Source organism: Hyphomicrobiales bacterium, assembly GCA_016710435.1.
GTDB lineage: Bacteria > Pseudomonadota > Alphaproteobacteria > Rhizobiales > Aestuariivirgaceae > Aestuariivirga.
In genome coordinates this window covers 1-21729 of sequence record JADJVV010000001.1, presented here as the reverse complement: position 1 = coordinate 21729, position 21729 = coordinate 1, and the positions used below count along the sequence as shown (strand labels likewise).

Sequence of the window (21729 nt, the reverse complement as noted above, 5' to 3'; positions counted from 1 at the left end):
GCGGCTTATCAACATGAACAGCCCCTACCGCGCGCACCCGGCCTTCACCCCTTCACCTGTTCCCGGAAACACCATCCCGTTTCCGGGCGGGCAGGGGAAGGCAACCCCACACGCACCTCCGCCGGCTGCTGCACCGGCGGAGTCAACACTCAGGCTCGTCAAGCTGGTCACATTGGAAGGCGAGATCCGGCAATTGCCGGCGGCAGCGGCCATTCTCTTCCATGCCCTCAATGATTCCCGCGCGCTGCTCGGTTTCCAGCAGGGCTGGTTTCTGCGCCGTTCGCGCTCGGGCCGTTTCACTGTCGAAGCCGTTTCGGACGTGCCCTCCATCGACGTGACGGCACCGCTGATCCAGTCGGTCACGCGCACGGTCAATGCCTGCAAGCTGGCGCGCGAACCGCAGGAACTTGCCCTGACAGCGGTGTCACCGACGCTGCTCCACGGACTTCTCTTGCCACTCTCGGACCGGAAGGGCGAGGTCTTTGCCGTCATCCTGCTGGCGCGGGCGACAGCATGGTCTGTTCCTGACCGTTCGGTGGCGCAGCGGGCGATGGCGACATACGCACATGCGCTGTGTGCCCTCACGCCACCCTTGCTCTTGCGCAAGCTCTCGCTGCCGCGTTGGGCGATGATCGGCGTTCCCCTGGTGCTGGCGCTTCTTCTTCTGGTGCCGGTGCCGATGACGGCGCTCGCTCCGTTCGAGGTGGTGGCCGATGAACCACGCCTCGTGACCGCACCGATGGATGGCGCGATTGCACGCGTTTCCGCCGAGGCCAATAGCCCGGTGCGGCGCGGCGAAGAATTGTTCGCGCTGGAGGATACGCAGTTGCAAGCCGAGGCCGCGATTGCGGCGCAGAAGGTGCAGGTGGCCGAGAGCCGGCTGGCGACGGCGCGGAATGGCGCATTTCAGGATGTGGAGTTGAAGCGAACGCTGGCGACGGCGGAGCAGGAGTTGCTGCTGGCCCAGGCTGAACGGGACTATGCCGCGAGCCTTCTGGCGCGCAGCGTGGTGCGGGCGGATCGTGACGGTCTCCTGATCTACTCCGCGCGGAACGATTGGCTGGGCAGGCCGGTACGGACGGGGGAGAAGGTGATGGAGATCGCCGACCCCGCCCGCGTCACCTACCGCATCGAGCTTGCGGTTGCCGATGCCATCACGCTGGATGGAGAGAAGAGCGTGTGGCTGTTCCTCGATGCAGACCCGTTGCACCCGCGCAGTGGCATGCTCACCGAGACGAGCTATCACGCCCATCCCACGGCAGCGGGCGGCATGGCCTTTGTGCTGATGGCAGCAGCATCGGACAGCGCTCTGCCGGAACGGATCGGCTTGCGCGGCACGGCGCAGATCGTGGGCGATCGTGTGCCATTGGGCTTCTATCTTTTGCGGCGGCCCATCGCGGCGCTGCGCCAGCATTTCGGCTGGTAGCATGCAGGCGGTCCGCCAGGCAGCACCGGCCCCGGAAGCGTTTCCGCGCCTGCGGGCCGGTGTCACGTTGAGCGATGCGGGGTATGACCGAACGGGCATGGCAGGCTTTGTGCTGCATGACCCGGTCCGCCACCGCTTCTACCGGCTGTCTTCCGCACTGGCGCGGATCCTGGTGCGGGGCGCGCCAGCAGGCGGAGCGGCTGAGGCACAGGAACTCGCCGACTTTCTGAAACGCCAGCGGCTTGTGGAAGGTGCCATGTCCGCAGGACTGTTGCAGGAATGGCAGGCCCAGCAGCAATCCGTGCCGGCGCGCATTCTCCACTCCTATCTTTCCTTCCGCATTCCGCTGGTCAATCCGCAGCCTTTCCTGGATGCCCTGTTGCCGGTGGCGCGACTGCTGGTGTCGCGGGTGGTGATTGCCGCTGTGCTGCTCTCGGCTCTGCTTGGCCTCTATTTTGCGGGGCGGCAGTGGGATCACTTCAAGGCGACCTTCATGGACTACCTCACGCCGCAGGGTGCGCTGCTCTATGGCGTGACGCTGACGGGACTGAAGGTGTTCCATGAGTTGGGACACGGCTTCACGGCGCGGCACCATGGCTGCAACGTGCCGGTGATGGGCATCAATTTTCTGGTGATGACACCGATGCTCTACACTGACGCCAGCGATGCCTGGCGGCTGCCATCGCGCAAGCAGCGTTTCCTCATCGGCGCTGCGGGCGTGCTGACGGAGATGGCCATCGCCAGCCTGGCACTGCTGTTGTGGGTCTTCCTGCCGGACGGGCCGTTGCGCTCCGCCACATATTTCATTGCGGCGACGGCGTGGATCATGAGCCTCACCGTCAACTTGTCGCCATTCATGCGCTTTGACGGCTATCACATGCTGGTGGATGCAACAGGTCTGCACAGCATTGGCCCGCGGGCCTTTGCGCTGGCGACGTGGCAGTTGCGCGACCTGCTGTTCCAGACGGGAGAACCGCTCCCGGAATTCCACCCCCCGGCGCGGCGGCGGGCATTGGTGGCGCTGGCGGTGGGTACGTGGATCTACCGGCTCACCGTGTTCGGCGGCATTGCCGTGCTCGTCTATCACATGTTCCCGAAGGCCGTGGGCCTGCCGCTCGGGTTCATCGAGATTCACTGGTTCATCGTGAAGCCGGTCCTCCGTGAACTGATGAATTGGAAGGAGTTGGGCATGAAGCGGCTGCTGGGCACACAACGTTCGCGCATGGTGGTGGGAGGGCTGGCGGTGCTGATGCTTCTCGCGGCACTTCCGCTGGACCGCCATGTGGCGGTGCCGGCTGTTCTCACGCCTGCGCAAGAGAGTCGCCTCTATGCACCGGAGCCCGCACAGTTGCGGTCCTTGCAGGTGAAGCCCGGCGACGCGGTGAGGGCAGGAGAGGTGCTGGCCGTGTTGCAGGCGCCGGAGATTGCCTATCGCCGGCAATCGGCCAGGCTCAGGCTTGCCATCACCGATGCCAAGCTGGCGCGGTTGGCGGCGGACGCGCATGACCGGGCGCAACTCCGCATTCTCACCGACGAGCGCGCGGCCATCACGGCCGAACTGGACGGTCTTTCGGCACGGGAGGAGCGTCTTGTCCTGCGCGCGCCCTTCGATGGCGTGGTGGCCGAGCGCATGGAGGCCCTGGCGCCGCCGCAATGGGTCTCGCCGGAACAGATGCTGTTGCAGGTGTTTGTGCCAGAGGGTGCCGTCATCAACGGACTTGTGGCCGAGCGGGAGTCGGGGCGGCTGACGGCCGGGGCGAGGGGACGTTTCATCGGCGATGACGGCGCGACATCCGCCGTGACGGCGCGCCTCGCGGTGATCGGCAATCCGGGCGGGGCGGGTCCGGCGGTGGCCTATCTTGCGGCGCGCCATGGCGGCTCCATCCTCACCGCGCCGGAAGGTGCTGCGGGGCGGGATGTGCCGGTGCAGGGCTATCTGCCGCTGATCCTGGCTGCCGACGGGCCGGCGCCAACCATGGCGCGGCGGGGGCAGGTGGTGGTGGAAGCGGCCCCGCAGAGTTTCCTCGGATTCGTTCTGGGGCGGGTGGTGACGGTCTTCCTGCGGGAAAGCGGGTTCTGATCGCCCAGAATCAGTGCAGCGTTGGGCAAACCTTTGTGCGCACGGGCTTTTCCCGCTGCGCAAAAGGGGACTTGCAAACGGAACCAAAATAGAACATACAAGAAACACCGGTGGAACTTGCTGCCGGGTCTGTCAGTTCAATTGCTTCATCGCCACCCCAGTGAAATAAGGATCGGGAACAATGGGTCAAGCTGCTCTCCGGGTTGTTGAGAATTCCATGGACAAGAACAAGGCGCTGGATGCTGCGCTGAGCCAGATCGAACGGGCGTTCGGCAAGGGCTCGATCATGAAGCTGGGAGCCAACCAGGCCATGGAGGTGGAAGCCATCTCCACCGGGTCGCTGGGGCTTGATATCGCGCTGGGCATTGGTGGCCTTCCCAAGGGCCGCATCATTGAAATCTACGGGCCGGAATCCTCCGGCAAGACCACCCTTGCGCTACATGTGCTGGCGGAAGCCCAGAAGAGGGGCGGCATCTGCGCCTTCGTGGACGCCGAGCATGCCCTCGACCCCGTTTATGCCAAGAAGCTGGGCGTGAACATCGACGACCTGCTGATCTCGCAGCCGGACACGGGCGAACAGGCGCTGGAAATCGCCGATACGCTGGTGCGCTCCGGTGCCATCGAGGTGCTGGTGGTCGACTCGGTTGCCGCCCTCACGCCGAAGGCGGAACTGGAAGGCGAGATGGGCGATTCCCTGCCCGGCCTGCAGGCCCGCCTGATGAGCCAGGCCATGCGCAAGCTCACGGCCTCCATCTCCAAGTCGAACTGCATGGTGATCTTCATCAACCAGATCCGCATGAAGATTGGCGTCATGTTCGGTTCGCCCGAAACGACGACGGGTGGCAACGCCCTCAAGTTCTACGCCTCCGTGCGCCTCGACATCCGCCGCATCGGCGCCATCAAGGAGCGCGACGAGGTGGTGGGCAACCAGACCCGCGTGAAGGTGGTCAAGAACAAGGTGGCGCCGCCCTTCAAGATGGTGGAATTCGACATCATGTACGGCGAAGGCATTTCCAAGGTCGGCGAACTGGTCGATCTCGGTGTCACGGCCGGTGTGGTCGAGAAGTCCGGTTCGTGGTTCTCCCACAATGGCGAGCGCATCGGGCAGGGCCGTGAAAACGCCAAGACCTTCCTCCGCCAGAATCCGGACATGGCCAACACCATCGAGGCCGCAATCCGCGCCAATGCCGGGCTCATTGCCGCCCGCATCGCCGACAAGGGCGGTGCCGAGGCCGGCGACGACGAGTGAGGCAGGCCGCTGTTGGCTCCGGACCGCACTGGTCCGGACCGCTTCCTTCCCGTAACCCCTTTTGGCCGGTGGCCTTTGCGTCGGGATGTTCCCACCCGTCCGGGGCATCCTGAAAGGCCTGCGTTATCCGGCCAAACTTGCGAGACGTCATCCTGAAGGTCCGGCCCGGTTTCGCAGCCTGCCGGATTTTCTGCCCCACGCTCGCTCTCCAGACACCCCTGGCTGCCCCGCCGGGGGTGTCTTTCGTTGTGGGCGGCCCGCGCGGGCGTCATTGCTGGCGCAATGCCCGCAACAAATCCGGACGGGAATTCTGGACAGGCCGCGGCCCCCCGCATATAGACGCCCCCACGTTTCGCCCCTCCAGAAAGAGACACCGAGCCCATGACCGCCGGCCTTGCGCAGATCCGTTCGACCTTCCTCGACTTCTTCAAGCGTCAGGGCCATGAAATCGTGGCTTCGTCGCCGCTCGTGCCGCGCAACGACCCGACGCTCATGTTCGCCAACTCGGGCATGGTGCAGTTCAAGAACGTCTTCACCGGCATGGAGAAGCGCCCCTACACCCGCGCCACCACGGCGCAGAAGTGCGTGCGTGCCGGCGGCAAGCACAACGACCTCGACAACGTGGGCTACACCGCCCGCCACCACACCTTCTTCGAAATGCTCGGCAACTTTTCCTTCGGCGACTACTTCAAGCCGGATGCGATTGCCTGGGCCTGGGAACTGGTGACGAAGGAATACGGCCTGCCCAAGGACAAGCTCACCGTCACGGTCTACCACGACGACGACCAGGCCTTCGACCTGTGGAAGAAGGTGGCAGGGCTTCCCGACAGCCGCATCATCCGCATCCCGACCAATGACAACTTCTGGCGCATGGGCGACACCGGGCCCTGCGGTCCGTGCTCGGAAATCTTCTTCGATCACGGCGACAAGATTCCGGGTGGCCCTCCCGGCAGCGCGGATGCCGATGGCGACCGCTTCATCGAAATCTGGAATCTCGTGTTCATGCAGTTCGAGGAGCAGCCGGGCGGCGGCCGCGTGAGCCTGCCGCGTCCGTCGATCGATACCGGCATGGGTCTCGAGCGCATCGCCGCGGTGCTGCAGGGCACGCACGACAACTACGAGACGGACCTGTTCCGGGCGTTGATCGCCGCCATCATCGACCAGACCCATGTGCCCGCCGAAGGTGCGGCCAAGGCGTCGAACCGCGTGATCGCCGATCACTTGCGCGCCTCGTCCTTCCTCATTGCCGATGGCGTGCTGCCGTCGAATGAAGGCCGCGGCTATGTTCTGCGCCGCATCATGCGCCGCGCCATGCGCCACGCCGAACTGCTGGGCATGAAGGAACCGCTGATGTGGAAGCTGGTGCCCGCGCTGGTGCGCGAGATGGGTGCCGCCTATCCCGAACTGGTGCGCGCGCAGGATCTCATCACCGAGACGCTGCGCCTGGAGGAAGGCCGCTTCCGCAAGACGCTGGAGCGCGGCCTGCGACTACTCGATGATGAATCGGCGAGCCTGGCGAAGGGCAGCACCTTCTCCGGCACCACCGCCTTCAAGCTCTATGATACCTACGGCTTCCCGCTGGACCTGACGCAGGATGCGCTGAAGTCGCGCGGCATCACGGTGGATGAAGCGGCATTCAACGGGGCCATGGAAAAGCAGAAGGCCGAAGCGCGCGCCGCCTGGAAGGGCACGGGCGAGGCGCAGACCGAGAGTGTGTGGTTTGAACTGCGCGAGAAGCTGGGCGCCACGGAATTCCTCGGCTACGACACGGAAACGGCGGAAGGCCTCATCACGGCGCTTGTGGCCAACGGCAAGCAGGTGACAAGCCTGAAGACGGGCGAGCAGGGCGCCATCGTCGTCAACCAGACTCCCTTCTACGCCGAGTCCGGCGGACAGTCCGGCGACCGCGGCGTCATCAAGACGGCCGATGGCGCGGTGTTCCAGGTGTCAGACACGCTGAAGCGGGCGGGCGATGTGTTCGTGCACATGGGCACCGTGGAAAGCGGCGAGGTGAAACTCAACGTCGCGGCCGAACTCATTGTCGATCACGGGCGCCGCTCGGGCAACCGGCAGCATCACTCGGCCACGCATCTCCTGCATGAGGCGCTCCGCCTCACGCTCGGCACCCATGTGGCGCAGAAGGGCTCGCTTGTCGAACCGAACCGCCTGCGCTTCGACATTTCGCACAACAAGTCCATCAGCCGCGAGGAGCTGGCGGAGGTCGAGCAGATCGCCAACGAGATCGTCACGCAGAACGATGCGGTGACAACGCGGCTGATGAGCGTCGATGCCGCCATCGGCGAAGGCGCCATGGCGCTGTTCGGCGAGAAGTATGGCGATGAAGTGCGCGTCGTCTCCATGGGCCGCAATGCCCATGGCGCGGGCCGCCCCATCTATTCGCTCGAACTGTGCGGCGGCACGCATGTGGGCCGCACGGGCGACATCGGCCTGATCAAGGTCGTCTCGGAAGGTGCCGTCTCTGCCGGCGTGCGCCGCATCGAGGCGCTGGCGGGCGCGGCGGCGCGGGCTTATCTCGAAGCACAGGACCGGCGCGTGCAGGCGGCTGCGGCGGCCCTCAAGGTGCCGCAGGCGGATATCGTCACGCGCATCGAAACAGTCCTCGATGAAAACCGCAAGCTGGAACGCGAACTGGCCGAGGCGCGCAAGCAGCTTGCCATGGGCGGCGGTGCCAAGGGCAGCGGTGGCGACATCACCGAGGTGAATGGCGTGAAACTGATGGCGCGCGTGCTCAAGGGCGTTTCACCGCAGGATTTGAAGCCGCTGGCCGATGAAGGCAAGAAGACCGTGGGTTCGGGCGTCGTGGCGCTGGTTGCGGTATCGGAAGATGGCAAGGGTGCCGTGGTTGTCGGCGTCACGGCCGATCTCGCGGGCAAGGTCAACGCCATCGATCTGGTGAAGCTCGGTGCAGCAGCCATGGGCGGCAAGGGCGGTGGTGGCCGCCCCGACATGGCCCAGGCCGGCGGCCCCGATGGCGCCAAGGCGGACGATGCGCTCGCGGCGATCAAATCGGCCCTTTAACGATCACCATGGATGGCCCGCCTGAAGCGGGTCATGAGGGGATCATCACGTCTGCGATCGCCAGCGCTCTGTGTCGTGATCGGGATGCTGATGCGTCCGGTAGCGTCCCCGCGCCGCGGCGGGGTTGTTCTCGTTCGTCGTTTCCGCTGGCAGGCCGGGCATGGTGTCGAACCACGCAACCTTGCTCTCCACGCCGACCTGGCCTTCCAGCGTCACGGCATTGGGATCGTCAAGCGTGCCGATGGCGATCTCGATTTGGTTGTCGCCGTCTTCCTGCATGAACAGCGGCGTTCCGCAATCCGCACAGAAGCCGCGCGCAACAGGATCCGATGAGCGGTAGAGCGCAGGCTTGCCGCGTGTCCAGGTGAAACCTTCATGCGGCACGCTGACGAGCGGTGCGCCGAAACTGCCAAAGGCCTTCTGGCACATGCGGCAATGACAGATCGAGGCGCGGCCGAGTGCGCCATTGAAATGATAGCGCACTGCGCCGCATTGGCATCCGCCACTCTTGCCGTCCATGCCACCTCCGCGTGCATTAAATCTTTAACAGTCCCTTTACCATAACCCGTCCATTTTGCCGGGCCAGCACTGATTTTTGATTGCCTCGCGGTCCGGGACGCGATGCCCACACTGTTTCTTGGAGATGACCTTGGTCAAGGCGATGGCATCACGCGTGGCGGGCTTGCGGCTTACCGCAATCATCTGCGTACTTCTTGTCCCCATCCTGCTGCTCAGCCAACTGACCCTCAACAATCTTCGCCGCGACATCAGCGTCGTCGATCGCGAGAGCAAGGGCGTGCTCCTCGCCAACATCATCATGCCGGTGGCGATCGGCCTCGCGGATGGCACGTACACGGGGCAGAAGAGCGCCGATGAACTGGTGAAGGGCGATGCGCTTGCAGCTGACCTCGGCATGGCGACAGCCTATGACGAACTGAAGGGCCGCGTGCGCGAACCCAGCATCGGCACCAGCGAGAAGCTGGCGCATCTGGTGCGCGCCATCGGCGTGCTCGGCACCGAATCGTCGCTGCTGCTTGATACGGAACCGGAAGCCACTTTTCTGGCGCAGACCAATATCCAGAACCTGCCGGAGATGCTGCTCAGTTTCCACGGCCTGCACGCCTCGCTGCAGGAGTCGATCGCTTCAAGCGGCATCGACACAACGGAAGTGAAATCGCTGCTCTATAATCTCGGCAATCTCGCGCAGTCCATCGAGCGCACGCGCAAGTCGGTGGTGCGGGCGCAGGCGAGCAGCAACAATGTCGCGACCTATGACACCTCGCTCGAACTGGTGGATGCCATCAGTGACGACGTGAAGCTCACCTTTGACGTGATTGCTGCCTCGCAACCCGGGGCGGAATGGCTGTCGCTGACGATGCTGTCGCAGCAGACGCTTGACCCCAACAAGAAATACCGCTTGGAGCGTGGCGTGTGGGAGCAGACGATGCAACGCCTCGCCGGGCTTCTCGACCGGCGTTCGGCGAACCTGCGCAACCAGCTGTATTGGCACATGGGTATCGTGGCGCTGTGTGTGCTGCTGGGTGCGGGTGCGGCGATCGGCATGTTCCGTTCCACCTTGCGGCGGCTGGATCATGTGGAACTGGCCAAGAGCCAGGCGGACCAGGCGCGCGTCGAGGCCGAGGCGATGGCCGACCGCATCACCCATGTGAATGATGAAGTGACGGCACTGAATCGCGACCTCGCCGACAAGATGCTGCGCCTGAAGCAGGCGCAGGACGAACTGGTGAAGCGCGGCCGCATGGAACAACTCGGCCAGTTGACCGCGACCGTGGCCCACGAAATCCGCAATCCTCTGGGCGCTGTGCGCACCTCGGCCTTCCTGCTCGAGCGCAAGGTGAGAGGCAAGGGGCTGGGCGTTGAAACGCAGATCGAGCGCATCAACAAGGGTGTGACTCGCTGCGATGACATCATCACGCAGTTGCTTGATTACTCCCGTACCAAGCAACTCACCTGCCGGCCCGACAAGCTGGACAACTGGCTGGCGGCGGCTGTGGAGGAAGAAGCGCAGCGGCTGCCGGCAGTCGTGGACATCACCTGCACATTGGGGCTTGGTGAACTTCTCGTGCCATTTGACCCCGGCCGCCTGCGGCGGGCCGTCATCAACCTCATCAACAATGCCTGCGAGGCGATGGTGGGAACGGGGGATGATCCCTCGCGCTTTGCCACGGCGCATCCGCGGCTCGATATTTCCACTCACCGCGCGGGGCTGGATATTGTCATTCGCGTGGCGGACAACGGGCCCGGAATTTCGGCTGACAATCTCGCGAAGATCCGCGAGCCGCTCTACACCACCAAGAGTTTCGGCACGGGCCTTGGCCTGCCTGCGGTGGAGAAAATCCTGGAACAGCACGGTGGCCACCTCGAAGTTTCCTCGGTCGCCGGCAAGGGATCGCAGTTCGACATTCATCTGCCTGTTGAAGGCGGGATGCAAAGCATGACGGAGGCCGCGTGATGACAGCCCTCAGTATCCTTGTTGTTGACGACGATATCGACAATGCCCACTCGCTGGGCGAGTTGTTCGAAATCGAAGGCCATAACGTGCGCGTGGTCCATTCAGGTGAGGATGCCATCTCGGCCTATTGCCGCGAGACATTTGACGTCGCCTTCATGGACGTGATGATGCCGGGCAAGAACGGCGTGGAAAGTTTTCTGGAAATCCGCCGCCTCAAGCCCTCGGCGCGGGTGTTCATGATGACGGGCTACAGTGTGGAGGAACTGCTGCTGCAGGCGATCCGCGGTGGCGCGCTGGGCGTTCTTGATAAGCCGTTTGATGTGAACGAGATCCTCAGCATCACGGAGCAGGTGGGGCCGGGGGCGTGGTGCTTGCACCGCCGCTGGCGCCTGGACAACTTGTGGGCGATTCCATTCATGCGGCCCTCAGCACGTCCGGCCGCAATTGCCAGATGGTGCGCCGCGCCGGCACGCGGCCGTGGCCCGTGAATGACGACATACTGGTGATCGACACGGGCCTGCCACTGATCGACGAGGTGTCCGTTCTGTCCGGATTCAAGGGCCTCGGGCACACCGGTCCCGCCTTCCTCATTCCGCCGCCGCAGATGATCCACAGCGATGATCTTCCCCTGCTGCGCGACATCGGCGTCACCGGTGTCCTGAACAAGCCGTTCGATCCGCTCGAACTGCTCAACCGACTTCCCCATCTTGCCGCGTGAAAGGACCCCCATGAGCCGCCAGTTGAATATCCTCGTTGTCGATGATGATGCCGCCAATGCGGAGTCGCTTGCCGAACTCTTCGCCATGGACAACCATCGCGTGATCGTGGCCTATGACGGTGAGCAGGCCATCGAAGCTTTCAGCCTGAACAAGGTGGATGTGGGCTTCTTCGACGTGATGATGCCGAAGAGGAATGGCGTGGACAGCTTCATGCAGATCAAGCGTCTCAACCCGGATGCGCGCGTCTACTTCATGACCGGCTACAGCGCCGACGACCTCATCGATCAGGCGGTGAAGGGTGGTGCGCTCGGTGTCTTCAGCAAGCCCGTGGATGTGGGCCGCATCCTGGAGACCGTGGAACGCGAAGCGGCCTGACCGGACGCGGCGGAAGCCTGAACCTGGGAGAAAACCATGGTCAACGACAATACGCCGCCCAAGCGGCTTGAAGACCCGCAGGTGCTGCTCAGCATCCTCGACAATCTTCCGACGTCGATCTTCGTCAAGGATGAAGACCTGAACTTCGTCTATTCCAACGCGCTGCACTGCAAGCTCATCGAGCGCAGCGAAGCTGAACTGCTGGGAAAATCGGACAGGGAGTTCTGGCCTGCGGAGACAGTGAAGGGCTTCGAGGAACACGACCGCAGCGTGATCGACAGCGGGCAGGTGAACATCTCGGAGGAAACGGTACCGGGCGAGAATGGCGGAAGGCAACCGCTGCTGACGCGCAAGGCCCGGCTGGCAGGGCCGGATGGAAAGACCTATCTCATCGGCACGAACACGGATCTGGGGGAGATCAAGAAACGCGAGGACCAATACAAGGCACTGACGGAGACGGTACCCGTAGGCGTGCTGCAGCTTGATGAGGATGGCACGGTTGCCTTCGCCAATCCGCTGCTCAATGCCTATTGCGGCGGGGATGGTGCGGCGGAGTCAAAATCCGAACTGATCGAGCGCATCAAGGCGGAGCATCCGGAGTTTCCCGGTGCTTCCTGCAAATTTGAAATGGAGATCTCGGCGCTGGGCGTGCCGCGCCGCAGCGTGATCGTCATCAGTTCGGGATGGTTGTGGATCGGCGGCACGCAGCGCTCTGCCATCATCAGCATTGTCGACGTGAGCGAGATGACGGAATTGCGCCGCATCAACGACGAGGTCTTGCGCCTCAACCGTGAACTGGCCAGCAACATGAAGCGGCTGAAAGAAGCGCAAGACGAGTTGGTGAAGAAGGGCCGCATGGAGCAGTTGGGGCAGCTGACCGCGACCGTGGCGCACGAACTGCGCAATCCGCTGGGCGCGGTGCGCACATCCGCCTTCCTCATGGAGCGCAAGCTCAAGGGCAAGGGCACGGACGTGGAGCCGCAGATCGAGCGCATCAACAAGGGCATCATCCGCTGCGACAATATCATCACGCAGCTTCTGGATTTCTCGCGCACCAAGCAGCTCAATTGCCAGTCCGGCGACCTCGACCAGTGGCTGGCTCAGGTGCTGGACGAGGAAGCAAAAAAGTTGCCGGCGGCCGTCACCATCACGTGCAACCTGGGTCTGGAGGGGCGCAGCGTGCCGTTCGATCCGGGCGCCTGCAGCGCGCTGTCGTCAACCTCATGGCGAATGCCTGCGAGGCGCTTGTGGGGCAGGGCGATGATCCGGCGAAGTTCGCGCGGCCTGATCCCGCGATTACCGTGACAACATCACTCCGTGAAGGCGGCGCCGTGATTGCGGTGAGCGACAACGGCCCGGGCATCACGCCGGAGGTTCTGGAGCGCATCCGCGAACCGCTGTTCACCACCAAGAGCTTCGGCACGGGGCTTGGCGTTCCGGCGATCGAGCAGATCACCATCCAGCATGGCGGACGCCTGGAGGTTTCATCGACGCCGGGCGAGGGCGCGCTGTTCTCCATGTGGCTGCCGCTCACGGTGCCTCAGCCCGAGGCCACGGACGCGGCGTAAGGCACGCAAGGCGGAGAAATTCTGAACGGAGTTTCGCCGCTAGTGCTTCAATTCCACCACGACATCGCCTGACACAGGATCGGTGAGGCCGAGGCCGTTGCCCTGGTCTTCCAGCATGTCGCGAATCTTGTCGAGCATGCCGATCATCTGCGGCCGGGCGGAGACAATGCTGTCGAACGAGTCCCACTTGGCCACGAGGCAATAGGCGCGGTCCCCCGTCTTCACCAGTGCACCTTCGCGCAGTCCGGCGATAGCCTGCGCTGTGCGATGGAATTCCACGAAGTCCTTTTCGCGGGCCGGCTTCACCTTGAAACGAACGATGTTGTAGGCGGTCATGACGTCCTCCATGGAGGTTGAACGCACCCGGGTGCCGGGGACGTTACTCCATGGCGCGCCGCATTTCCATGACCGTCCTGAAACGCGAATGGCCGGGCGCGGCCCGGCCATCAGGGTAATTCACCTTGGCAACGGGATCAGCCGATCGCCTTCTCGAGGTTCTTGTCCACGGCCTGAATGAAGCCTTCCGTGGTGAGCCACTGCTGCTCGGGGCCAACGAGAACCGCAAGGTCCTTCGTCATCTTGCCTTCCTCGATGGTTGCGACCGTTACCTTCTCCAGCGTCTCGGCGAAGCGGAGGAGCTTGGCATTGTCATCGAGCTTGGCGCGGTGCTTCAGGCCGCCCGTCCAGGCGAAGATGGACGCGGTGGAGTTCGTCGAGGTGGCCTTGCCCTGCTGGTGCAGGCGGTAGTGGCGCGTCACCGTGCCGTGGGCGGCTTCCGATCCCACCGTCTTGCCATCGGGCGTGATGAGCACGGAGGTCATGAGGCCGAGCGAGCCGTAGCCCTGCGCCACGAGGTCGGATTGCACGTCGCCGTCGTAATTCTTGCAGGCCCAGATGTAGCCGCCGGTCCACTTCATGGCGGAGGCCACCATGTCGTCGATCAGGCGATGCTCGTAGGTGATGCCCAGCTTCTCGTAGTCGGCCTTGTATTCGGCTTCGTAGATGGCCTGGAAGATGTCCTTGAAGCGGCCGTCATAGGCCTTGAGGATTGTGTTCTTGGAGGAGAAATAGACCGGCAGCTTGCGCTGCTTGCCGTAGGTGAGCGAGGCGCGGGCGAACTCCTTGATGGAGTCATCGAGGTTGTACATGGCCATGGCGACGCCGCCGCCGGGGGCCTTGAACACTTCCTTCTCGATCACCGTACCATCATCGCCCTTGAAGGTGATGGTGAGCGTGCCCTTGCCGGGATAGACGAAATCCGTCGCACGATACTGGTCGCCGAAGGCATGGCGGCCGATGATGATGGGCTGAGTCCAGCCGGGCACGAGGCGCGGCACGTTCTTGCAGATGATGGGTTCGCGGAAGATGACGCCACCCAGGATGTTGCGGATGGTGCCGTTGGGCGACTTCCACATCTGCTTCAGGTTGAATTCCTTCACGCGCGCTTCGTCCGGCGTGATGGTGGCGCACTTCACGCCCACGCCATATTTCTTGATGGCATTGGCGGAATCGACTGTCACCTTGTCCTCGGTCTTGTCGCGGTTTTCGACCGAGAGGTCATAATAGTGGAGGTCGACGTCGAGGTAGGGAAGGATGAGTTCCTTCTTGATCTGGTCCCAGATGATGCGGGTCATCTCGTCGCCATCGAGTTCGACGACCGGGTTGGCGACTTTGATCTTGTCCATTTTGACCTCGTTGTGCAGTGCGGAAAATCTGCAGCGCCTATAGCAGCGGCAAGGCCATCCCGCAAATGCGACGGAGGGATAAAGGGGTTGCGTGCGGTCCCTTTGACATGGCACCCAGAGCGTGGCACCCGGTGAACCATGCCCCGCCACCGCCCCTTCGGCCAACGCCCTGCGTTACCCGCCTTACGTCAAGTATATCGTGGCGCTGCTGTGCCATTCCTTCGCGGCGCAAATCATGACCGTCGCCATCGGCTGGCAGGTCTACGACATCACCCGCGACCCCTGGATGCTGGGGCTGATCGGCTTGTCGCAGTTCATGCCGGCACTGGTGCTGGTGCTGGTGACGGGGCTGGTGGCGGACCGCTTCAACAGGCGCATGATCATGGGGCTTTGCCTTTCGCTGGAAATGCTGTGTGGCCTGGCATTCCTGTTCTTCACGCTGGCGCATCCCGGTGCGGTTTGGCCCATGTTCGTGATCCTTGCGGTGCTGGGGCTGGCGCGCGCCTTCCTTGCGCCCGCAGCGGATGCGCTCACCCAACCTCCTGTCGCGCGAGGCCATTCCGCATGGCATCTCGCTCAACTCGATGAGCTGGCAATTGGCGAACATCACCGGGCCTGTGGCGGGCGGCCTTCTTTATGGCATCGCGGGTGAAGCGGCCTATGGCACGGCGGCGTGCTTGTCAGCGCTCGCGGTGGTGCTTGTCATTGCCATGCGGCGCACAACGCAAAGCAACCGGGTGGAGGAAACCACGATCCACACGTTGCTGGCAGGCTTCCGCTTCATCAAGTCCGAGCCCGTGGTGCTGGGGGCGATTTCGCTTGATCTCTTCGCGGTGCTGCTCGGCGGTGCGACGGCGCTGATGCCGGTCTATGCGCGCGACATCCTGCAGGTGAATGAGTTGGGTCTTGGCTTGCTGCGCTCGGCGCCAGGGGTCGGCGCTGTTGCCATGGCACTGTGGCTCGCCAAGTACGGCATCAAGGACCACGCAGGGCGCATCCTGTTTGTGTGCGTGGCGGCGTTCGGGGTGTTCACTGTTGTCTTCGGCGTGTCGGTGTGGCTGCCGTTGTCGATCTTCGCCCTCATGATGATGGGCGCCTTCGACATGGTTTCGGTTTATGTGCGCGAAACGCTGATGCAGCTGTGGACTCCGGACGACGTGCGCGGCCGCGTGAACGCCGTGAACCGCGTGTTCATCGGGGCCTCGAATGAACTGGGCGAGTTCCGTGCCGGCAGCGTTGCGGCACTGTTGTCCGCCAAGACGGCGGTGGTGATGGGCGGCGTCGGCACCATGGCAGTCGCAGTCCTGTGGGGCCGCATGTTCCCTGGCCTGCGCGAAGCGCGGAAGCTGGAAGCGCGTCCCTCGGCACGCGAGACCGCCACGGCCTGACACTTTGTCGTGCGACAGTGCGTGCAGCGCAAAAGCCCCGGATCGCGATCCCGGATTGATTTAGATCAAAGGCTTATCCTTTTCTCTTCTTAGACTAATTCCAATCAGGGATGCCGAATTGCCAGTCCGACTCACCTGATCCTGCTGCGGAGCGGGGCAAGCTCAGGAACGCCGCTCCACTTTCGGAATGGTACAACCATGAAACTCAAGACATTCGCAATCGCCCTCATCGCGGGGTGGCCATCTCTTCGGCTGCGCTGGCGGCCGACGATCTCCGGGCCAAGGCCACGGAAGCCTTCAAGCCGCTTCCCCTCCACCATCCCCAGCGTGAAGGACAACCCGATCACGCCGGAAAGATCGCGCTCGGCAAGGCTCTGTTCTTTGATACCCGCATGTCGAAATCGGGCGTGTTCTCGTGCAACTCCTGTCACAACCTCGCAACGGGTGGCGACGACAACCTCGAAACGTCCATCGGCCACGGCTGGCAGAAGGGCCCGCGCAACGCGCCGACCGCGCTCAACGCCGTGCTCAATGAAGCACAGTTCTGGGATGGCCGCGCCGAAGACCTGAAGGCCCAGGCCAAGGGTCCGGTGCAGGCTGGTGTTGAAATGGCCAACACCGCCGACCAGGTGGTCGCGACACTCAAGTCCATGCCCGCCTATGGCGAAGGCTTCAAGGCCGCTTTCCCCGGCGAAGCGGACCCTGTGAGCTTCGACAATTTCGCCAAGGCAATCGAGGCGTTCGAAGCGACGCTGATCACACCCGCGCCGTTCGACGCCTATCTGAACGGCGACGACGCCGCACTCTCGGACGAGCAGAAGGCCGGCATGGCCTTGTTCATCGACAAGGGGTGCTCGTCTTGCCACAACGGCGTGAACGTGGGTGGCCACGGCTACTATCCGTTCGGTGTCGTCGAGAAGCCCGGTGGTGATGTGCTGCCGGCCAAGGACAAGGGCCGTTTCCAGGTGACCAAGACGGCGGACGACTCCTACGTCTTCCGCGCCGCACCGCTGCGCAACATTGCGCTCACCGCGCCTTACTTCCACTCCGGCAAGGTGTGGGATCTGAAGCAGGCCGTGGGCATCATGGGTTCCTCGCAGCTTGGTGCTGAACTGAGCGACGACGAAGAAACCAAGATCGTGGCCTTCCTCGGCGCGCTCACCGGCAAGCTGCCGGACGTCACGCTGCCAGTGCTGCCGGCAGAAACGGCCGACACGCCGCGGCCCACCGGTGAAGTGAAGTAGTTCCACCACTGGCTTTCAGTACGGACGCCACCCCGCAAGCTGCGGGGTGGCGTTTTTCGTTGTGCAGGCAGGCCGTTTCATGCGGCGTTCATGTTGTGATACGTATGTGCGGGGGGCAGATTCTTCGGCGGAGATTATCCTGATGTTGCGACTGACCTTGGCAAGTGCGCTGGTGGCCCTTTCGTTTGCCATTCCGGCGTGGGCCGACAATGCGGAATTCGATGCGACGCTGGCAAAGGATGCGGCCAAATCCGCCGACAGTGCGCTGGTGGGGCGCTATGAGGGTGCCTTCATCGTCGGACAGACGAAAAAGGCCTTCGACGAACTGACCCTGCCGAACGGTCCGGCGCAGGGCGAAGAATATGCCGATGACAAGAAGTTCACATCAACGATGACCGTGCAGGGCCGCGTGACGCGCACCCTTTATGTGGCGCCCCAGGGCCGCTTCGTCGCTGGAGGTCTTCGCCAACTATGTGGAGGATCTCAAGGCGAAGGGCTTCACGATCGCCTATGAATGCGCCAAGGAGGCCTGCGGGCCGAGCTTCAAGCTGCTCAGTTACAACTGGAACAACAAGGCTTCGCTCGTCGTCTCTGAAGAGGCTGATACGCTGCGCGGGATGGCCTCGCAGGCGATGTTCGATTCCGTGATCGACCCGCGCTATGCGCTGCTGAAATCGGGCGAGGCGGGCAACGAAACCTATGTCTCCGTCCTGGCGGCGCAGAACCCGGGGTGGCAGTTTCGGTGACATGTCGCAGGCCCTGCAGGACCGCGTGGGCGTGCTGTTGCAGATCGTCGAGCCGAAAGCGCGAGCAGAAGATCGTGACACTGTCGGCCGATGAAATCGGTGCGGACCTCGCCAACGCCGGCCGCGTGGTGCTCTATGGCATCTTCTTCGATTTCGACAAGGCGGTGATCAAGCCCGAGAGTCAGGAGCAGATCGACCAGATGGTCGCCTATCTCGACGGCAATCCGGATGTAAAGGTCTACGTCACGGGCCATACGGACAACCAGGGTGGTCTCGACTACAATCTCAAGCTCTCCGGGGCGCGCGCCATTGCGGTCACCAAGGCGCTGGCGAAGTCGGGGGTGGATGCCAAGCGCATGACGCCCAAGGCCGTGGGGCCGTTGGCGCCGCTCGCCTCCAATGACGAGGAAGAGGGAAGCGCCAAGAACCGCCGCGTGGAACTCGTGAAGCAGTAGGCTCGCCAGCGTTCTTCACTGGCATCGGCGGCTAATCCGGCGCAGGGTATGGGCGGCCGGCGGACACTGTTTCAAGCATTCATCCCAAAAGAGGGCGGGCCGATGACCCAGACTCCTGCGATGCAATTCAATGATGGTGCGGCCTACGAACGGCTGATGGGCCGTTGGAGCCGCAAAGTGGGCGCGGATTTCCTCTCATGGATCGCCGTGCCGCCCGGCCAGTCGTGGCTCGATGTTGGCTGTGGCAACGGCGCTTTACGGAGGAGATCGTGGCGCGCGCGGTGCCGTCCGCGGTGACGGGCGTTGATCCGTCGCCGGGGCAGATCGCCCATGCCAAGACCCGGGCCTGCGCCGCGCTGGCGCAATTCGACATCGGTGATGCCCAACAGCTTCCGTCTGGGACGCCCTGTTTGATGCGGGCGTGATGGCGCTGGTCATTGCCTTCCTTGCCGATCCGCTGAAGGGGGCGAAGGAATTGAAACGCGTGGTGAAGCCGGGTGGGATCGCCGCCACCTACATGTGGGATTTGCCGGGAGGCGGGGTGCCCACTTCTCCATTCTACAAGACGCTGAAGGGCATGGGCCTGGACGTGCCGCATCCGCAAAGTGCCGAAATCTCCCGGCAGCAGGCACTTGAGCACTTGTGGAGAGACGCTGGTTTTCACGAGGTCGAGACAACGCCGCTCACGATTACCGTGCGCTTTACCGATTTCGACGATTTCTGGGAATCCAACCACCAGCCTGTCGGACCCCAGGCCGAGCGGTTGCGCAATCTCTCCGACGCGCAAAGGCAGGAATTGCAGAAGCGGCTGAAGGAAAGCCTTCTCCCTGGCCCGGATGGCAGCATCTCGTATCAGGCCGTGGCCAACGCGGTGAAGGGCAAGGCGTAAGGCAGGGATGACCGGGCGGCGGGCTATCACCGCCCCCGAATTTGCTTTTTCGGGGGGGAAACTGCCGCTATTCCACCGCCATGGCAGGCACAGACTCGACGCGCAAGATCGACTTCGGCCCGGCGCCTTCGGTGGTGCTGGTCAATCCGCAGTTGGGCGAGAACATCGGCATGGCAGCGAGGGCCATGGCGAATTTCGGGTTGTTCGACCTGAAGCTTGTGGACCCACGCGAGGGCTGGGACCGGGAGAGGGCCGTCGCCGCCGCCTCCGGTGCTCATGAAACTGTGGAAAAATCGTCCATTTTCAATACCCTGGAAGAAGCGCTTCACGAAACACATTATGTTTATGCAACCACGGCCCGGCCGCGCGGCATGACCAAGGAGGTCATGACGCCGGAGCAGGCGGGGCTGGACATGCGCGCCCGCGTTGCCCGTGGCGAGAAGATTGCGCTGATGTTCGGGCGGGAACGCTACGGCCTCAACAACGAAGAAGTTTCGCTGGCGGATGTGATTGTGACGGCACCGGTGAACCCCGCTTACGCCTCCCTCAACATTGCGCAGGCCGTGCTGCTGATGGGCTACGAGTGGTTCAAGCACGAAGCCACTTCGCTGGGCCAGGCGACGCCGGAGCTTCCGGCGCTGGAAGGCCCCGGCCTGCAGATGCCGGACACGCGGCCCGCCACCAAGGAGGAACTCTACGGCTTCTACGATCACCTCGAGCGCGAACTGTGGACGGCGGGATTCTTCAAGACGGATGAGAAGCGCCCCGGCATGATGCGCAACATCCGGAATATCTTCGCGCGCACCGCAGTTTCGGCACAAGAGGTGAGCACATTGCGCGGCATCATCTCGTCGCTCACACGCGTGCACGAGCTGCGGAAGATGAAGAAGAACGAATAGCAGGTTCCCCATGCCGACCGCGAAGCCCCGCATCCTCCTCTTCGACTCCGGCATGGGCGGCTTGACCGTGGCGCGGGCCGTGGCGCGGCAGATGCCCGATGCCCATCTCGTCTATGCCGCCGACAACGCCGCCTTTCCCTATGGTGCATGGAAGGAGAAGGAGCTTGCCCGCCGCATCGTGATGGTGATCGGCAAGCTCATCGACGAGGTTCATCCGGATGTGGTGGTGATTGCCTGCAACACGGCCTCCACCATCGCGCTCGCGGATTTGCGGGCGGCCTACAAAGGTGCCTTTCGTCGGCACGGTGCCCGCCATCATTCCAAGCCCGCTGCGCAGACGAAATCGGGTGTGATCGGCGTCCTCGCCACGCCGGGCACGGTGAGCCGCGAATACACCCATTCTCTGATCCACACCTTCGCCTTTCACTGCAAGGTGATCCTCCATGGCGCGCCGCGCCTTGCTGAAATCGCCGAGCGCAAGCTCAAGGGCACCGTCATCCTCACCTCCGCGCGGCAGTGCCTCGGAAACTCTCACCGCCTACGCCTCGATGGGTTTTCCGAAGCACATGGTGATTGACTTGCCGGCCTAGGGCAGACGATTTTCGCCTACCGGTAGATCCCCAGCGTCAGCCCTCGCACCAGATGCTTCTGAACGATCAGCACGAAGATGAAGGCGGGGACGAGGGCCGTGGTGGTGAGGGCGGAGATGAGGCCCCACATGTTCATGATGAGGACGCCGGCCTGCACCGGCATCAACCGCATGTTCTGGGTGAGGAACAGCGACAAAAGGAACTCCGTCCAGGAGAAGATGAAGCAGAGGATCGCCGTCGTGGCGAGTCCGCCCTTCATCAGCGGCAGCACGACATGGAGAAATGTTTCGCCACGCGAGGCCCCATCCAGCCGCGCGGCTTCCGACACTTCATGCGGCACGTCATCGAAGAAGGATTTCAGCAACAGCACGGCAAAGGGCAAGTTGAGTGCGGCATGGGCCAGTGCCACGCCCAGGCGCGTATCGAGCAGGCCCCAGCCGTGATAGAGCCCGACGAGCGGGAACACGATGGCGATGGGTGGCAGGAAGCGTTGCAGGATCACCGTGCGGCGGAGCGTGGTGCTGCCGCGGAAGGTCATCTGCGAGAGCGCGTAGGCCATGGGCGTAGCCGCCAGCAGCACGATGGCGCTGGAGAGCAGGGCGACAGATGTGGAGTCGACCAGGCTCTGCCGGGAGTCGAAAATGGTGCCTTCCACGCCCAGTATGACAAGGGCGAAATTGGAGAGCGTTGGTGTGAAGTCCAGCCGCAGCATGCGGGCGATATCCAGCAGTGCATCGGCAGGTGTGAAAGCAGAAAGCCCCACCACAGCAGGGGCATCACGTAAAGACTCACAAGGACGACGGCGGACACATCGCGGGCCCGGGATTTCAACTGGCGCATCGCGGCGCAAACTGCGGGCGGGGCGGCCCCGTCCACGCAGTTTGCCTTTCAAGCTGCCATGCGC

Annotated in this window: 22 protein-coding genes and 1 pseudogene; 19 read left to right on the top strand and 4 right to left on the bottom strand. The window is 63.4% G+C overall.

From position 1 onward, the window contains the following. The first annotated feature begins 13 nt into the window (after positions 1–13). The 4 genes from IPM06_00115 (at position 14) to alaS (ending at position 7794) form a co-directional block, all read left to right on the top strand. On the top strand, positions 14–1426 hold the full coding sequence (locus IPM06_00115; protein ID MBK8768815.1) for an HlyD family efflux transporter periplasmic adaptor subunit: 1413 nt from the start codon (positions 14–16) through the stop codon (positions 1424–1426). Position 1427: 1 nt separating this feature from the next. Then, positions 1428–3506: an HlyD family efflux transporter periplasmic adaptor subunit gene (locus IPM06_00110; GenBank protein ID MBK8768814.1), complete on the top strand. Its 2079-nt coding sequence runs from the start codon at positions 1428–1430 to the stop codon at positions 3504–3506. Between the two features lie 181 nt (positions 3507–3687). Then, positions 3688–4755, top strand: coding sequence for a recombinase RecA (recA, locus tag IPM06_00105; GenBank protein MBK8768813.1), 1068 nt, complete (start codon positions 3688–3690; stop codon positions 4753–4755). Between the two features lie 381 nt (positions 4756–5136). Next, a complete protein-coding gene (gene alaS, locus IPM06_00100; protein MBK8768812.1) occupies positions 5137–7794 on the top strand; it encodes an alanine--tRNA ligase in 2658 nt (885 codons plus the stop codon). A gap of 45 nt (positions 7795–7839) precedes the next feature. Here alaS and IPM06_00095 read toward each other — a convergent pair whose 3' ends face one another. Further along, the gene (locus IPM06_00095) at positions 7840–8313 is read right to left on the bottom strand and encodes a GFA family protein (GenBank protein ID MBK8768811.1); all 474 of its coding nucleotides are present in this window, start codon (positions 8311–8313) and stop codon (positions 7840–7842) included. 130 nt (positions 8314–8443) lie between these two features. Between IPM06_00095 and IPM06_00090 the strand changes: the two genes are divergently transcribed. Genes IPM06_00090 through IPM06_00065 form a run of 6 tightly spaced genes read left to right on the top strand, consistent with a single transcriptional unit; the run spans position 8444 to position 12929 of the window. Next, complete coding sequence (locus tag IPM06_00090; protein MBK8768810.1) at positions 8444–10267, top strand: HAMP domain-containing histidine kinase; 1824 nt, start codon at positions 8444–8446, stop codon at positions 10265–10267. Next, positions 10267–10755 (top strand): response regulator, encoded by a 489-nt coding sequence (locus IPM06_00085; protein ID MBK8768809.1) that lies wholly within the window; start codon positions 10267–10269, stop codon positions 10753–10755. The genes IPM06_00090 and IPM06_00085 overlap by 1 nt, the downstream gene beginning before the upstream one ends. Next, positions 10752–10985, top strand: a complete 234-nt coding sequence (locus tag IPM06_00080; GenBank protein ID MBK8768808.1) for a hypothetical protein — start codon at positions 10752–10754, stop codon at positions 10983–10985. The genes IPM06_00085 and IPM06_00080 overlap by 4 nt, the downstream gene beginning before the upstream one ends. A gap of 10 nt (positions 10986–10995) precedes the next feature. After that, positions 10996–11361: a response regulator gene (locus IPM06_00075; protein MBK8768807.1), complete on the top strand. Its 366-nt coding sequence runs from the start codon at positions 10996–10998 to the stop codon at positions 11359–11361. Positions 11362–11397: 36 nt separating this feature from the next. After that, positions 11398–12666: a PAS domain-containing protein gene (locus IPM06_00070; protein ID MBK8768806.1), complete on the top strand. Its 1269-nt coding sequence runs from the start codon at positions 11398–11400 to the stop codon at positions 12664–12666. After that, positions 12585–12929: a sensor histidine kinase gene (locus IPM06_00065; GenBank protein MBK8768805.1), complete on the top strand. Its 345-nt coding sequence runs from the start codon at positions 12585–12587 to the stop codon at positions 12927–12929. Before IPM06_00070 ends, IPM06_00065 begins: the two co-directional genes overlap by 82 nt. Before the next feature lie 39 nt (positions 12930–12968). Here the strand turns inward: IPM06_00065 and IPM06_00060 are convergent, their stop codons facing one another. Both IPM06_00060 and IPM06_00055 read right to left on the bottom strand, forming a co-directional pair. Next, positions 12969–13265: a DUF718 domain-containing protein gene (locus IPM06_00060; GenBank protein ID MBK8768804.1), complete on the bottom strand. Its 297-nt coding sequence runs from the start codon at positions 13263–13265 to the stop codon at positions 12969–12971. A 137-nt stretch (positions 13266–13402) separates the two neighbouring features. Further along, the gene (locus IPM06_00055; GenBank protein ID MBK8768803.1) at positions 13403–14614 is read right to left on the bottom strand and encodes an NADP-dependent isocitrate dehydrogenase; all 1212 of its coding nucleotides are present in this window, start codon (positions 14612–14614) and stop codon (positions 13403–13405) included. A 235-nt stretch (positions 14615–14849) separates the two neighbouring features. Here IPM06_00055 and IPM06_00050 point away from each other — a divergent pair. The 9 genes and pseudogenes from IPM06_00050 to IPM06_00010 all read left to right on the top strand — a co-directional run bounded on the left by IPM06_00050 (position 14850) and on the right by IPM06_00010 (position 20812). Beyond that, positions 14850–16002, top strand: a pseudogene (locus IPM06_00050) (MFS transporter). A 110-nt stretch (positions 16003–16112) separates the two neighbouring features. Continuing rightward, a complete protein-coding gene (locus IPM06_00045) occupies positions 16113–17246 on the top strand; it encodes a cytochrome-c peroxidase (GenBank protein MBK8768802.1) in 1134 nt (377 codons plus the stop codon). A gap of 142 nt (positions 17247–17388) precedes the next feature. Beyond that, positions 17389–17760: a hypothetical protein gene (locus IPM06_00040; GenBank protein ID MBK8768801.1), complete on the top strand. Its 372-nt coding sequence runs from the start codon at positions 17389–17391 to the stop codon at positions 17758–17760. After that, positions 17720–17992, top strand: coding sequence for a hypothetical protein (locus tag IPM06_00035; protein MBK8768800.1), 273 nt, complete (start codon positions 17720–17722; stop codon positions 17990–17992). Before IPM06_00040 ends, IPM06_00035 begins: the two co-directional genes overlap by 41 nt. Before the next feature lie 74 nt (positions 17993–18066). After that, positions 18067–18447 carry an OmpA family protein gene (locus IPM06_00030; GenBank protein ID MBK8768799.1) on the top strand — a complete coding sequence of 127 codons (381 nt, stop codon included), beginning with the start codon at positions 18067–18069 and terminating at the stop codon, positions 18445–18447. 197 nt (positions 18448–18644) lie between these two features. Further along, positions 18645–18872, top strand: coding sequence for a class I SAM-dependent methyltransferase (locus tag IPM06_00025; protein ID MBK8768798.1), 228 nt, complete (start codon positions 18645–18647; stop codon positions 18870–18872). Beyond that, positions 18872–19336, top strand: coding sequence for a hypothetical protein (locus IPM06_00020; protein MBK8768797.1), 465 nt, complete (start codon positions 18872–18874; stop codon positions 19334–19336). The genes IPM06_00025 and IPM06_00020 overlap by 1 nt, the downstream gene beginning before the upstream one ends. 80 nt (positions 19337–19416) lie before the next feature. After that, the gene (locus tag IPM06_00015) at positions 19417–20235 is read left to right on the top strand and encodes an RNA methyltransferase (GenBank protein MBK8768796.1); all 819 of its coding nucleotides are present in this window, start codon (positions 19417–19419) and stop codon (positions 20233–20235) included. 10 nt (positions 20236–20245) lie between these two features. After that, positions 20246–20812: an aspartate/glutamate racemase family protein gene (locus tag IPM06_00010; GenBank protein ID MBK8768795.1), complete on the top strand. Its 567-nt coding sequence runs from the start codon at positions 20246–20248 to the stop codon at positions 20810–20812. Between the two features lie 29 nt (positions 20813–20841). Here IPM06_00010 and IPM06_00005 read toward each other — a convergent pair whose 3' ends face one another. Further along, positions 20842–21588, bottom strand: coding sequence for a carbohydrate ABC transporter permease (locus IPM06_00005; protein MBK8768794.1), 747 nt, complete (start codon positions 21586–21588; stop codon positions 20842–20844). Positions 21589–21729: the final 141 nt, after the last annotated feature.

Excerpts from the sequence above, each read along its gene's own strand:
- IPM06_00020 (MBK8768797.1), top strand. The coding sequence starts at position 18,872 with ATGGCGCTGGTCATTGCCTTCCTTGCCGATCCGCTGAAGGGGGCGAAG.
- IPM06_00060 (MBK8768804.1), bottom strand. The coding sequence starts at position 13,265 with ATGACCGCCTACAACATCGTTCGTTTCAAGGTGAAGCCGGCCCGCGAA.
- IPM06_00115 (MBK8768815.1), top strand. The coding sequence starts at position 14 with ATGAACAGCCCCTACCGCGCGCACCCGGCCTTCACCCCTTCACCTGTT.
- IPM06_00065 (MBK8768805.1), top strand. The coding sequence starts at position 12,585 with ATGGCGAATGCCTGCGAGGCGCTTGTGGGGCAGGGCGATGATCCGGCG.
- recA (MBK8768813.1), top strand. The coding sequence starts at position 3,688 with ATGGGTCAAGCTGCTCTCCGGGTTGTTGAGAATTCCATGGACAAGAAC.
- IPM06_00025 (MBK8768798.1), top strand. The coding sequence starts at position 18,645 with ATGGATCGCCGTGCCGCCCGGCCAGTCGTGGCTCGATGTTGGCTGTGG.
- IPM06_00040 (MBK8768801.1), top strand. The coding sequence starts at position 17,389 with ATGTTGCGACTGACCTTGGCAAGTGCGCTGGTGGCCCTTTCGTTTGCC.
- IPM06_00110 (MBK8768814.1), top strand. The coding sequence starts at position 1,428 with ATGCAGGCGGTCCGCCAGGCAGCACCGGCCCCGGAAGCGTTTCCGCGC.
- IPM06_00075 (MBK8768807.1), top strand. The coding sequence starts at position 10,996 with ATGAGCCGCCAGTTGAATATCCTCGTTGTCGATGATGATGCCGCCAAT.
- IPM06_00055 (MBK8768803.1), bottom strand. The coding sequence starts at position 14,614 with ATGGACAAGATCAAAGTCGCCAACCCGGTCGTCGAACTCGATGGCGAC.
- IPM06_00085 (MBK8768809.1), top strand. The coding sequence starts at position 10,267 with ATGACAGCCCTCAGTATCCTTGTTGTTGACGACGATATCGACAATGCC.
- IPM06_00070 (MBK8768806.1), top strand. The coding sequence starts at position 11,398 with ATGGTCAACGACAATACGCCGCCCAAGCGGCTTGAAGACCCGCAGGTG.
- IPM06_00095 (MBK8768811.1), bottom strand. The coding sequence starts at position 8,313 with ATGGACGGCAAGAGTGGCGGATGCCAATGCGGCGCAGTGCGCTATCAT.
- IPM06_00015 (MBK8768796.1), top strand. The coding sequence starts at position 19,417 with ATGGCAGGCACAGACTCGACGCGCAAGATCGACTTCGGCCCGGCGCCT.
- IPM06_00045 (MBK8768802.1), top strand. The coding sequence starts at position 16,113 with ATGCCGAATTGCCAGTCCGACTCACCTGATCCTGCTGCGGAGCGGGGC.
- IPM06_00010 (MBK8768795.1), top strand. The coding sequence starts at position 20,246 with ATGCCGACCGCGAAGCCCCGCATCCTCCTCTTCGACTCCGGCATGGGC.
- alaS (MBK8768812.1), top strand. The coding sequence starts at position 5,137 with ATGACCGCCGGCCTTGCGCAGATCCGTTCGACCTTCCTCGACTTCTTC.